The sequence below is a fragment of the Pseudomonas sp. Irchel 3H3 genome (assembly GCF_900187635.1).
Taxonomy (GTDB): domain Bacteria; phylum Pseudomonadota; class Gammaproteobacteria; order Pseudomonadales; family Pseudomonadaceae; genus Aquipseudomonas.
This window is the reverse complement of sequence record NZ_FYEC01000022.1, coordinates 36,375-49,173: the sequence shown is the minus strand read 5'-3', so window position 1 is coordinate 49,173 and position 12,799 is coordinate 36,375. Positions and strand designations below refer to the sequence as shown.

Genomic DNA, 12,799 nt, shown 5'->3' with positions numbered 1-12,799 from the left:
TTGGAAAAGCCCCAAGTAACCAAGGGCTCTTTCCCCAGGCGTACGGCCCCTCGCTTAGGCTCGGGGTACCTTCGCTACGGTATCCATCCGGGGGCATCGCCTCCGGTTTGCTGCGCTGCACCTCCTCTCGATGTGTGCGGCTTCGCCGCACGGCGCTACGCGCCTCCCCCCAGATGGATACCTTCGCTCAGCCTGCCGATGGGCGTGTGGATCAAGATCAAAAGCAAGAGCACGGCGACCTGACAGTCGGCCTGAGTGGTAAAAGCGGGCGAGGCGGCCTGACAGTCGGCCTGGCTTTTCCTGGTGTACGAGTTTCCCCTGTGGGAGCGAGCTTGCTCGCGATGGGGGCGGCACAGCCAACATTTATGGTCCCTGACACACCGCCATCCAGAGCAAGCCCAGTTCACAGGGGTGCTGGCCGTACGCAAAATTTACGGGCAGCCAGATTCACTGTGTGGCGAACCTGCTAGCAATAAAGTCAGGCGCGCCGCAGTTATCCAGGATCGCAGATCAGGCCTCGGGCAAGCCCTGTGGCCACAGCAGCCGAACGGCATCGCCATCTTCGCGATAGGCATGGCAGGTGCCAATGACCCACGAGCGCACGGCGACGACCTGTTCGGTGCTTGTGGCCCTGCGGCGGGCTGCCTCGGCCCGGTAGGTTGAAAACATCGTCTGCATGGCGGTGGAAGCCATGCGTTCGAGTAGTTCGGTCATGTGCGTGCAACCGTTCACGCCACCGACGATGGCCTTCATTTTCTGTTTGAAACCCGCGGCGATTTTCAACCCGGTCAGCCGCGAATACGCCGCTGCGGCTTCGCCACAAAACTGGCTGGCACCGGTGGCCGTTATCGCTGCGATGTGCTGGATCACTAGATCGGCATCAAGGGTCATCACCAGGCGCATGTCATGGATCGTGCCACCGCTGGGAACCCGGTGAAACGGCAGGTCGGTGGGTTCATTGGTCAAGTCCTGCAAGCGCCCTTCGATGTCGAACAGGCCATCGCTGCGTTGGTAGCCCTTACAGGTGATTTCACGGGTATGCAGCAAAGTCCGGGTAGGCGAATCAGGGGGCGTGGTGGTCATCGATGAAATCCTTCTTTGAACTACTCGATACGCTCAAGAGAACGCCGCGCCAGGCGCGGCGCTGCAGATCACTCAGTTTTTGCCATAAAGCGTGACGACGCAGGCCCCACCGAGCCCGAGGTTGTGCTGCAAAGCGTGTTGCAGGCCGTCGACCTGACGCGCACCGGCCGTGCCGCGCAGTTGGTGGGTCAGCTCGTAGCACTGCGCCAATCCCGTGGCACCCAGCGGATGGCCTTTGCACAACAGGCCGCCGGACGGGTTGGTCACGACCCGGCCGCCGTAGGTGTTGTCGCCATCGAGGACGAATTTTTCCGCTTCGCCGACCGGGCACAGGCCAAGGGCTTCATAGGTCAGCAATTCGTTGTGGGCGAAGCAGTCGTGCAGCTCCACCACACGAATGTCCTGCGGGCCGACGCCAGCTTTCTCGTACACCGCACCGGCGGCGCGTTCGGCCATGTGCGCGCCGACGAAACCGATCATGGTTTTCGGTTCGAACGACTCCACGGGATCTGTCACCAGTGACTGGGCGAGGATCGCCACGTCGGTGCGCAGACCATGTTTTTTGGCAAACGCCGGCGAGCAAATGATCGCCGCTGCTGCGCCGCAAGTCGGCGGGCACGCCATCATGCGGGTCATCACCCCGTCCCACATCAACTGGTCGTTCATCACCTCTTCAGTGCTGACGATTTTCTTGAACAAGGCCAGCGGGTTGTTGGCCGCGTGACGGCTGGCCTTGGCGCGGATCGCGGCGAAAGTGCTCATTTGCGTGCCGTATTTGCGCATGTGCTCGCGTCCGGCACCGCCGAAGGTGATCAGGTTGCGCGGGATGTCGCCGGCGTCGCCACACAGCTCATCCTGAATCGGCAAGTAATCGCCACGGGGCAATGGTCGATCATCGAAGTTGGAACGGGTCGGGCCTGGGCGCATCTGTTCAAAACCAACTGCCAGGGCGCATTCGACCTGCCCGCTTTCCACTGCAGCACGCGCCAGGAACAAAGCGCTGGAGCCGGTGGCGCAGGCGTTATTGACGTTGAACACCGGAATCCCGGTGCGCCCGACCCGATACAGCACGGCCTGGCCGCAGGTGGTGTCGCCGTAGACGTAACCGGCGAATGCCATCTGCACCTTGTCATAGCTCAGTCCGGCGTCGGCCAGCGCCTGGCGCACCGCTTGGGCGCCCATGTCGATGTAGCTTGGGCTCGCGCCTGGCTTGGTGAAAGGGATCATGCCGACCCCGGCTACTAATGCGTTCTGACTCATGGCTAGGTCCTTACTGGTTTGAGGAGTGTCACAGTGCTTGCGCGATGATTTCGTGCATGGCCTTGCCGGTTACCCCGTGATCAAGCGTGGCGTGGGCAATGGAATGAGTGCGTAAACGGCCTTGGGCGGCGCGCAATCGCGAGAGTTCGTCAGCGCATTTGCGCAGGGCTTTACTGGCGTACAGATTGGCGATTGCCGCGTGTTCGGCGCTCAACGGGTGGCGCATGCGCCGGTCCAGGTAGTGATCGACCAGTACGCGCAACGCGACGGCGCGAGCCTTGATGTCGGCGATTTTGTTGCGGGTGTGCGCCAGCTCCCACGAACAATGGCCGCTGGCATCGGGTTGCCGCAGATGAATCAAGGTCAGGTCCAGCAGGTGTTCGAGGCGACTCGCGGCAGAAATAGCCGCCAACAGGCGCTCCTCGTCGCCTGCCCGGTTCAGGTAGTGAAGGCCCCTGCCCGCTTCACCCAGCAGATTGCTCACCGGCACACGTACGTTGTCGAAGCACAATTGAGCGGCACTCGGTTGCAGACTACTTTGCGGGCTGCGGCTGCGTTGCACGCCAGGGCGGTCGGTTTCGACGATGATCAGGCTGATGCCCGTCTCGCCGTCAGTGTCTTCGGTGCGGCAAGCGAGCAGGACCAGGTTGCCGGTCATGCCATTGCCGACCGCGCTTTTACTGCCGTTGATCAGGTAACCGTCGCCGTCGCGCACGGCCTGGGTTTGGATTCTTTTGAGCCCGCCGCCAGGTTCGTCGACCGCCAGGGCCAGGACCACCCCGCCGCTGCAGATGCCCGGTAGCCAGCGACGCTTCTGCTCATCGGTAGCCAACTGGGCGATGCACGGTGCGATGATGTCCGAGTGCAACGATAACGCCCGGTCGCAGACCCCGACCCGGGCAAATTCTTCACGCAGCACCGCAGCGTGGCCAAAGTCACCTCCGCCACCGAATTGCGCCGGCAGCGTTACACACAACAACCCTTCACGGCCGGCCTTCAACCAAACCCGCCGTTCCACATCTGCGGCATGTTCCCGACCATTGAGCTGAGGCAGGTGTTCGCGCTCGAGAAAGCGTCGCACGGCGCTGCGAAACATTTCATGGTCTTCACGGTAGAGAGTGCGCTCAACGTCCATCCGGAACCTTTGGCCATCGCCCGATTGCATAGGGAAACGGGATAGCCCGCTCCAATTTGTCGAGGCAATCGTTGCATGGGACCGGGTGGATCGAGAGCCACCCTCACAGGGGGGGCGGGTTTGCAAGACACGGTGCGCGCACCATAATCGGCCGAGCTCATTGCATGACACGGCGGCTCAACGGTGCGCCTTGAGGGTTGCGTTAGACCATAGTCTCGGGCAAAGGCCAAACGTGGCACTATGGCCGGATTTACAAGAATAAAAAGGTCACGTTGCCATGCGCTAGCGTAAGGCGAGTGATCCGTAGGGAGGTACTTTCAATGCCAGTTCACTGGGACTACTCAACGGCCGGATCTGCCGGCCCTGGTCTCTCTGCCGCCTCGGGTGAGCCGTCAGCCTCAAGAAGTGGCTCCATCAAGTTCGCCAGTCCGAAGTCGGCCGACAGCCACTTGTCGCGTTCGCGCCTGCTAGAGCAAATGGCCAACGCCGATGCGGCCCGCCTGGTCCTGATTCGCGCCGCCGCCGGCTTCGGTAAAACCACGCTCATGCAGCAATACCGCGAGCATTGCCTGACCCGCGGCAAGCAAGTGCTGTGGATCAACCTGGAACCCGCCGATAACGACCTGCAACGGTTCATCAACCTGTTGGACAAGGGCATCGGCGGCCTACTGCCCATGGCTGGCGAGCAGACGCTGCGCAACGATCCACCCAGCGCCGAGGAAATGCTTGAACAACTGGTCAGCAGCGTTTCGCCATTTGCGATCCTGCTCGATGAAGTCGAAGTCATCCAGAATCCCGAGGTGCTCGATTTTCTCCAGCAGCTAGTAGAACAACTGCCTTCGGGCAGCGTTGTGGTGATGGCCTCGCGTTCCACTCCGGGTATCGGTCTGGGGCGTATTCGGGCTCGCGGGCAATTGCTGGAAATCCGCCCGGGCGACCTGCGTTTCACCCCTGAAGAAGCCATGGAATTCATTCGCGGCAAGCGGCAAATCCCGCTGCATGACGACGAACTGGCCACGCTGTACCGACGCACCGAGGGCTGGATCGCCGGGCTCTACCTGGCCAGCCTGTCGCTCAAGGACCGGGACGATCACAGCGCCTTTATTGCTTCTTTTTCCGGTTCCAATCTGGAACTGGCCGAATACCTCACCGAAGACATCCTGGCGCGACAAAGCGAGGACTGCCGGGTATTTCTGATGCAAACCAGCATCCTCGAGCAGTTTTGCGTGCCGCTTTGCGAAACGGTGACTGGGCGCAAGGACAGCCGCGCGATGATTGATCACCTCGACCGCACCAACCTGTTCCTGGTGCCGGTCGACAGCCAGCAGCAGTGGTTTCGTTATCACCACCTGTTTGCCAGCTTCTTGCGCCACGCCCTGGATCGCCTTTACCCCGGCATGGCGCAAACGCTCCATGAAACCGCCGCACAATGGTTTTTCGACGCTGGGCAACCGATCCCCGGAGTCGAGCACCTGTTCAGCGCCGGGCTTCTCGATGAAGCCGCCGAAGGACTCAATCGCCACCTCGATACCCTGATCGACAGTGGCCGCACGCGCTTGCTGTTGCGTTGGCTGGACCGAATCCCAGAGGCCACTCGCGACCGCTATCCGTCGCTCAATCAAGCCTACGCGTGGCTGCTGGCGAGCACGACCCGCCTCAAGGACGCGATGCAGGTGGCCGAACGTCTGGAGCAACAGTCGGGACCCGCCTATGCCTATGTCCCCCAGGTCGTTCAATGCCTGCGCCTTGGGGTGACCGATCAGGCCGAAGACTGTTGCCGCAGGGGCGTCGAATTGCTCGCGCGCATGCCTGCCGACGAAGTGAATTTGTACATAGTGCTGGCCAACTCGGTCGCGATGAACATGGTTGCCAGCGGTCGCTACGATGAGGCGCGCAACCTGTTGTCCAGCGCGTTGCAACGCGACTCACGGGTTCATTCGAGTTTTCTGCGCCACATCTTCCGCGTCAACGAGAGCACCCTGGACTTGATCCAGGGCCGCTTGAGCAGTGCCCTCGTGCGTATGCAAAGCACGCCGGAGCGCCCGCAAACCAACGGCCAACGCAAACCGCACGAAGCCAAGCTGTCGATGGATATCCTGCATGGCTTGCTGTTGTACGAAAACGGCAACTTTGAACAGGCGCAAAGTCATCTCTCCCGCTGCCTGTTTTTTGCCAAGCAAGTCAGTTCCCCCGAGAACCAGATCGTCACTCACGTACTGACTGCGCGCATCGCTTACAGCCAGGGCGACCGCACCACCTGGACCCGATGCCTGGTGGAACTCGAACAGATTGGCCGCCAGGTTGGCTCGCGGCGTGTCGAGTGCTCGGCATGGCTGGAGCGAGTCCGCGTAGCGCTGCTCGAGCAGCGCCTGGACACTGCGACGCAAGCCCTGCATTCGGCGGACCTGGCCGGCGATTGGGACCGCCCCGACTTCATCCGGCTCGCCAACGACGTAGATACCCCCAGCATCGCGCGACAACGCTTGCGGATTTTCCAGGGTGAAGGCGCGGCGGCAGCCAAGGCCTTGCGCACGGCAATCGAGCAGGCGCGGCACTGGCAACATCACCGCCGTGAACTGAAGCTGCAAATACTTCTGGCATTGGCATTGGACAGCATTCAGCAGCCGCAAGAGGCCTTTCAGGCACTCAACGAAGCACTGCGCCTGGCCAGCCAGGACGGCTTCCTGGCCACGTTCATTGAAGAAGGCGAGCGGATGGCCGGACTCCTGCAACGCTGGGCCACGACCGGCAAGGCACGCTGTAAAGAGCTGGGGATCGAGTGCGGATTCGTCGACACGCTGATGCAACATTTGGGGGTCAGCGACGGCAACATGGAAGATGCCCGTACTGACAACGGTGCCCACGAAGTGCTGACCGTGCGCGAGTATCAGATCCTGCAACTGCTGGCTGCCGGGCATCGTAACCGCGAAATCGCCGAGAAAGTGTTCCTCTCCGAGTTCACGGTCAAATCCCACCTGCAAAAGATCTACGCGAAACTGGAGACCAACGGACGCACCGAAACCCTGGCCATTGCCCGCTCGCGGGGTTGGATTACCTGAAAGCAGCGCTCATCGCGCGATCTACCCGCGATGAGCTGGCCAGCATGACTACGGCTTCGCGCGTTCCTTCAAGTGACTGGCCGGAATGGCTACCAGCAACACCACTGCGCCCAGCACCAACACACCGGCGATCACATCGAATGCCAGGTACAAGTCCCCGGTTGCCGATTTGATCGCACCCACTACGACCTGGCTGATGACCCCGGCCATACCACCGATGCAACTGATCACCGCGATGCCCACCGCCGCTGCCGAGGGGGACAGCAAGGCTGGCGGAATGCTCCAGAACAGCGAGAGCGCGGACATTGCGGCGGCGGCCCCGATGCTCATGAACACCACGGATAACAGCAGATGGTCCTGAACCGGCCCCAGCAGCAAGAAGCAGGTGGCGCTGAGCAAAAGGGTCAGGCTCACATGCCAGCGCCTTTCCAGGCGTTTGTCTGAACTGCGGGCCAGCAAGTACATGCCGATCAAGGCGCACATATACGGCACACTGGCCAGCAGGCCAATGGTTTTAAGGTCATGCACACCAAATCCGCGAATCAATGTCGGCATCCAGTAAGACACCGTATTGGAACCGCTGTAGATGCAAAAAAACACCAGGCCAGCCACGTACACCCGGGGATTACGCAGCACTTGGGCCAGGGTTGCATGGGCTGTGTCCGCCGGGCGCCCCTGTGCCAGGCCGGCTGCCAGCAGGCTTTTTTCCTGCGCGGTGAGCCAGCGCGCATCGTCCGGTTTGTCCACCAGCCAGAACCAGCCGAACAGCCCCAGCAGTATGGCCGGGATGCCTTCCAGTACAAACAGCACCTGCCAGTCGCGCAGCCCCAGCCAGCCATGGAAGTGACTCATGATGGTCCCGGCGAGTGGCCCGCTGATGATGCCGGCGACCATGGCTGACATCAGGAACACAGCGGTGATGCGTGCACGCAGGGCGGCTGGGAACCAGTACGTCAGGTACAGGATGACGCCAGGGAAAAAACCGGCCTCGGCCACGCCGAGCAGGAACCGCGCGACAATCAACTGATTCGCCGTGGTAACAAACGCCGTGGCCACCGTGACCAGGCCCCACAGCACCATGATGCGAGTCAACGTGGCCCGAGCGCCTATGCGTTGCAGATAGATATTGCTGGGGACTTCGAACAGGATGTAACCCAGGTAAAAAATGCCGGCACCAATGCCATAGGCAGCATCCGTCAGCCCGATGTCTTCGGCCATGCGCAACTTGGCGAAAGACACGTTCAGCCGGTCGATGGTGTTGATGGCATAGGCCAGCACCAGGTAAGGCAACAAGCGCAGGATGACCTTGCGATAAACCGCGCGGGTTTGTTCGACGGACGCCGGCAGGTAGTGCTCAGCAGCATGACTCATGCGGCTCTCCTTTCTTATGGGTGATCCCCATCCACTAATGTAGGAGCGAGCGCCCGCTTGCGGCTTGCTCGCGATGGACTCAAGGACAACGCGTTAAACCAGAACAAACGCGTCATCGTTGACGTCCATCGCGAGCAAGCTCGCTCCTACAAGGGGATGTGGTGTTTGTTAGAGGGCCCGTTCCAGTTCCGGGACTGCCTCGAACAGGTCAGCCACCAGGCCGTAGTCCGCCACCTGGAAGATCGGGGCCTCTTCGTCCTTGTTGATGGCGACGATGATTTTCGAGTCCTTCATGCCGGCCAGGTGCTGGATCGCACCGGAGATACCGACGGCGATGTACAACTGTGGTGCGACGATCTTGCCGGTCTGGCCGACCTGCATGTCGTTGGGTACAAAACCGGCATCGACAGCAGCGCGCGAAGCACCGACACCCGCGCCGAGCTTGTCGGCCAGCGAATACAGGTATTGGAAGTTGTCGCCGTTCTGCATGCCACGCCCGCCAGATACCACAATCTTCGCGGCGGTCAGCTCAGGACGATCGGACTTGGCCAGTGCTTCGCTGACGAAACTGGAAATACCGCCATCGTGAACAGCGGCCAAGGCTTCAATGGCGGCCGCCCCACCAACAGCCGCTACCGGGTCGAAACCGGTGGCGCGCACGGTGATCACCTTGACCGCAGCGTTCGACTGAACGGTGGCAATAGCATTCCCGGCATAAATCGGCCGCTTGAACGTATCCGGGCTTTGAACCGCGATGATCTCGGAGATCTGGTCGACGTCCAGCGCAGCGGCAACGCGTGGCAGAACGTTTTTGCCATTGGACGTGGCCGACGCCAGAACGTGGCTGTAGATGGTCTGCTGCGCGATTACCAGGTTGGTAACCAACGGGGCCACGTTTTCCGGCAGTTGGTGAGCGTAGGCGACGTTGTCGGCCAGCAGCACCTTGGCCACACCAGGTATTTTTGTGGCGGCTTCAGCCACGGCGCCAGCGTCAAGACCTGCGACCAGCAGGTGGATCTCACCACCGATTTTCGTCGCAGCCGCAACGGTATTCAGCGTGGCCGTGGCCAGCGAGCGGTTGTCGTGCTCAACGATTACCAAAATAGCCATCAGATCACCTTCGCTTGGTTTTTCAGTTTGTCGACCAGTTCTGCCACCGACTTGACCATGATCCCCGCGCTGCGCGTAGCCGGGGCTTGGACGTTGAGGATCTTGTTGGTGGAGCCCGTAGCAATGCCCAGCGCGGCCGGAGTCAGCACTTCAAGAGGCTTTTTCTTGGCTTTCATGATGTTCGGCAAGGATGCATAACGCGGTTCGTTCAAACGCAGGTCAGTGGTCACGATGGCCGGCAGTTGCAGGGATACGGTCTGCATGCCGCTGTCGACTTCGCGCGCAACGATCACCTTGTCACCGGCAATCTCGACTTTCGAGGCGAAGGTGCCCTGCGCGAACCCGGTCAGCGCAGCGAGCATCTGGCCGGTCTGGTTGTTGTCACTGTCGATGGCTTGCTTGCCGAGGATCACCAGTTGCGGTTGCTCCTGATCGACCACGGCCTTGAGCAGCTTGGCCACCGGCAACGAGCTCAGCTCTTCATTGCACTCGATCAGGATGGCGCGGTCGGCACCCAGTGCCAGCGCGGTGCGCAGTTGCTCCTGAGCGGTGCTCGGACCGACGCTTACCACCACGACTTCAGTGGCAATGCCCTGCTCTTTCAGGCGTACGGCTTCTTCCACGGCAATTTCGCAGAAGGGGTTGAGGGCCATTTTGACGTTGGCCAGGTCGATGCCGGATTGGTCCGCCTTGACGCGGACCTTGACGTTAAAATCGACCACGCGCTTGACGGCTACGAGGACTTTCATCAGAGCACTCCAGAAAATATGGGAATCAGCTGTTTTTGTAGGAGCGAGCTTGCTCGCGAAAAACCTGAGCGCGACGGGTTTATCCAGACAGTACGCGTCATCGTTTACGCCCATCGTCGGAACGCCGCGCGGAGCAGGCTCGCTCCCACAGTTTTTTGTGCAATGGCTGCAATACCTGCGAACCCCTCGCCCACTTGCTCCCTGTGTAACCGCATTGTCCTTGAGTCGTTCGCAAGCAGGCCCCCCCGCAGTGGGTAGCGGCAATCAGTTCGCCGGTGCGGGTTTCTGCAAGCCCATCAGCGCTTTTTTCACTGCCAGGCTCTGGTAGTTGATGTTGCCGGGGTTCAGGCTGACGCCTTCCTGGAACGGGTATTGGCTCAACGTTGCGAGGAACGTCTTGACCTTGTCCTGGACCGGGACCAGTAACCACGCCTGGTCAGCAGCCCAACGCTTGGCCATCGGCGATTCCTTGCGCGCGGTCTGGAACGGGTCGGCCAACAGATTGGTCAGCACCGGCACATTGGTGACCTTGCGTGACGCGCTGGCGAAATCCCCGGTCATTTGCGCAAACGCCAGTCGCCACTCCCGCCAGCGGATCGCATCGAGATCGCCGCCCATGCTGAAATAGAAATACTCCTCGCGCGGACTTTCCTTGACCTCGCCCTTGAAGAACGGCAGGAAGTTATAGCCGTCCAGATGCACGCGGAACTGCTTGCCGTTGAGTTGGGTGCCCTTGGCCAGGTCCGCCACCAGATTCGGTGCGCCCGCCGCGGCAGCCAGTGTCGGCATCCAGTCGTTGTGGGCAATCAGGTTGTTGGCGTGAGTGCCGGGTTTGAGCACCTTGGGCCACTTCACCAGCAACGGAACGCGATGCCCGCCTTCATTGGAAGTACCCTTCTCCCCCGCGAACGGTGACGTGCCGCCATCAGGCCAGGAGAATTTCTCCGCGCCGTTGTCGGTGGTGTAGATCACGATGGTGTTGTCGGCGATGCCCAGGTCATCCAGTTTCTTCAGCAACTGACCAACCTGCCCGTCATGCTCGACCATGCCGTCCGGATACAGGCCGACGCCGGTCTTGCCATCGGACTCAGGCTTGAGGTGGGTCCAGATGTGCATGCGGGTGGCGTTGAACCAGACAAAAAACGGCTTGTCGGCCTTGTGCGCCTTGTCGATGAAGTTGCCGGTGGCCTGCACCAGTTCATCATCGATGGTTTCCATGCGCTTGCGTGTCAGCGGACCGGTGTCTTCGATCTTGCCGTCGGCGTAGGAATGGATCACGCCGCGCGGTCCGTACTGTTTACGGAACGCTGGGTCCTTGGGGTAGTAGTAGGTTTCCGGTTCTTCCTCGGCGTTCATGTGGTACAGGTTGCCGAAGAATTCATCGAAACCATGGTTGGTCGGCAGGTGCTTGTCGCGGTCTCCCAAATGGTTCTTGCCGAACTGGCCGGTGGTATAGCCCTGCTGCTTCATCGCGTCGCCGATGGTCGGTGCCCAATCGGGTATCCCGTGTTCCGAACCGGGCATGCCGATGGTCAGCAGGCCGGTGCGAAACGGGTGTTCGCCCAACGCAAAAGCAGCGCGGCCGGCGGTACAGGACTGTTCGCCGTAGGCATGGGTGAACAGCACACCTTCCTTGGCGATGCGGTCGATGCTCGGCGTTTCATAGCCCATCATGCCCTGGTTGTAGGCGCTGATATTGAAGATGCCGATGTCATCGCCAAAGATGACCAGCACGTTCGGTTTGTCGGCGGCAGAACTGCACAGTGATACGGCCAGCAAGGCACTCGCGACGCTCAGGTCGCGCAGCCGCTGGCATAGCAAACCCCATGATGTAGCCATGACATTGTCTCCCTTATTGTTGTGTGATCAGGTTCGACGAACCTAGGCTTCCTGCATGAGCTCGCTGTACGCCTGCAAATGATGATCATCGTCACCAAACTGGCGGGCGATCATCAGCAGGTGCTTGGCGTGGTGCGACAGCACGTATTCCCAGGTCAGGCCGATACCGCCGTGTAGCTGGATGCCCTGATCGGCGACAAAACGCGCCGCACGGCAAACGACATACTTGGCGGCGGCCAATGTGCGACTGCGTTCCAGGCTGTCCGGCTCGTCGGCGACACACGCGGCAAGCAGGGTCATTGAGGTCGCCTGATCGAGTTCGATGTGCATGTCGACCATGCGGTGCTGCAAGGCCTGGAATTTGCCGATGACCTGGCCGAATTGCTTGCGGGTTTTCAGGTAATCAAGGGTCAACGTGCACGTCGCTTCCAGGCTACCGACCGCTTCTGCGCATTGCGCGGCGATGGCGCGGCCCTGCTGATAGCGCAATGCACCAAGCGCCTTGCCGTGTTCGCCGAGCACCGCGGCGCTGCTGACAAACACCTGGTCCAGGAACACGTCGCAGGCCCGGCGGCCGTCCATGGTCGGGTATTCGCGGACGCTCACGCCCGGGGTCGCCGGATCGACCAGGAACAGACTGATGCCCGCCTCGGCACGGTCATCACCGGACACCCGCGCCGAAACCAGTAGCAAACCGGCGCTCTGCCCGCCCATCACCATCGACTTGCGGCCGCTGAGCGACCAGCCATTACTGACCGCTTGGGCGCGGGTCTGCACATCGTGCAATTGGTAGTGGCTCTGCGGCTCCTCGACGGCTACTGCCAGTTGCAGGCCGGCACTGGCCACTTGCGGCAGCAGTTCGCTTTTTTGCGCAGCGCTGCCGAGTTGATCGATCAAGCCACCGGCGAAAATCACCGATTGCAGCCAAGGCTCCAGGCACAAACCACGGCCGAACTCCTGGGCTACCAGCATCACCTCCACGCCGTTGCCACCGAAACCGCCGAAGTCCTCGGCAAACGGCACCGACGTCAGGCCCAGGTCACCGAGCTGTTGCCAGAACTCGCCACTGAAACCCTTGGCGCTGTCACGAAACTGTTCGCGCTGCTCGAAGCCATAGGCATCACGCACCAGTCGGGCAGCAGTGTCTTGCAGCATTTGCTGCTCTTCTGAAAGTTTGAAGTCCATGATCTGCC

Annotated in this window: 9 protein-coding genes; 1 reads left to right on the top strand and 8 read right to left on the bottom strand. The window is 61.0% G+C overall.

What is annotated here, in order from left to right; all coding sequences use genetic code 11:
* Nucleotides 1–510: 510 nt before the first annotated feature.
* The 3 genes from CKW24_RS20900 to CKW24_RS20890 all read right to left on the bottom strand — a co-directional run bounded on the left by CKW24_RS20900 (nucleotide 511) and on the right by CKW24_RS20890 (nucleotide 3,478).
* On the bottom strand, nucleotides 511–1,083 hold the full coding sequence (locus CKW24_RS20900) for a DUF2889 domain-containing protein (protein ID WP_095170064.1): 573 nt from the start codon (nucleotides 1,081–1,083) through the stop codon (nucleotides 511–513).
* 72 nt (nucleotides 1,084–1,155) lie between these two features.
* The gene (locus CKW24_RS20895; protein ID WP_095170063.1) at nucleotides 1,156–2,343 is read right to left on the bottom strand and encodes a lipid-transfer protein; all 1,188 of its coding nucleotides are present in this window, start codon (nucleotides 2,341–2,343) and stop codon (nucleotides 1,156–1,158) included.
* A 28-nt stretch (nucleotides 2,344–2,371) separates the two neighbouring features.
* Nucleotides 2,372–3,478, bottom strand: coding sequence for an acyl-CoA dehydrogenase family protein (locus CKW24_RS20890; protein ID WP_095170062.1), 1,107 nt, complete (start codon nucleotides 3,476–3,478; stop codon nucleotides 2,372–2,374).
* Nucleotides 3,479–3,798: 320 nt separating this feature from the next.
* Here CKW24_RS20890 and CKW24_RS20885 point away from each other — a divergent pair, with 320 nt between their 5' ends.
* Nucleotides 3,799–6,537: a LuxR C-terminal-related transcriptional regulator gene (locus tag CKW24_RS20885; RefSeq protein ID WP_095170061.1), complete on the top strand. Its 2,739-nt coding sequence runs from the start codon at nucleotides 3,799–3,801 to the stop codon at nucleotides 6,535–6,537.
* Between the two features lie 48 nt (nucleotides 6,538–6,585).
* Here the strand turns inward: CKW24_RS20885 and CKW24_RS20880 are convergent, their stop codons facing one another.
* The 5 genes from CKW24_RS20880 to CKW24_RS20860 all read right to left on the bottom strand — a co-directional run bounded on the left by CKW24_RS20880 (nucleotide 6,586) and on the right by CKW24_RS20860 (nucleotide 12,791).
* Nucleotides 6,586–7,908 carry an MFS transporter gene (locus CKW24_RS20880; RefSeq protein ID WP_095170060.1) on the bottom strand — a complete coding sequence of 441 codons (1,323 nt, stop codon included), beginning with the start codon at nucleotides 7,906–7,908 and terminating at the stop codon, nucleotides 6,586–6,588.
* Between the two features lie 168 nt (nucleotides 7,909–8,076).
* On the bottom strand, nucleotides 8,077–9,018 hold the full coding sequence (locus CKW24_RS20875) for an electron transfer flavoprotein subunit alpha/FixB family protein (protein ID WP_095170059.1): 942 nt from the start codon (nucleotides 9,016–9,018) through the stop codon (nucleotides 8,077–8,079).
* The gene (locus tag CKW24_RS20870) at nucleotides 9,018–9,767 is read right to left on the bottom strand and encodes an electron transfer flavoprotein subunit beta/FixA family protein (protein WP_095170058.1); all 750 of its coding nucleotides are present in this window, start codon (nucleotides 9,765–9,767) and stop codon (nucleotides 9,018–9,020) included. The genes CKW24_RS20875 and CKW24_RS20870 overlap by 1 nt, the downstream gene beginning before the upstream one ends.
* Nucleotides 9,768–10,031: 264 nt before the next feature.
* Nucleotides 10,032–11,606: an arylsulfatase gene (locus tag CKW24_RS20865; protein WP_095170057.1), complete on the bottom strand. Its 1,575-nt coding sequence runs from the start codon at nucleotides 11,604–11,606 to the stop codon at nucleotides 10,032–10,034.
* Between the two features lie 42 nt (nucleotides 11,607–11,648).
* Nucleotides 11,649–12,791 carry an acyl-CoA dehydrogenase family protein gene (locus CKW24_RS20860; RefSeq protein ID WP_095170056.1) on the bottom strand — a complete coding sequence of 381 codons (1,143 nt, stop codon included), beginning with the start codon at nucleotides 12,789–12,791 and terminating at the stop codon, nucleotides 11,649–11,651.
* Between the last annotated feature and the right edge of the window lie 8 nt (nucleotides 12,792–12,799).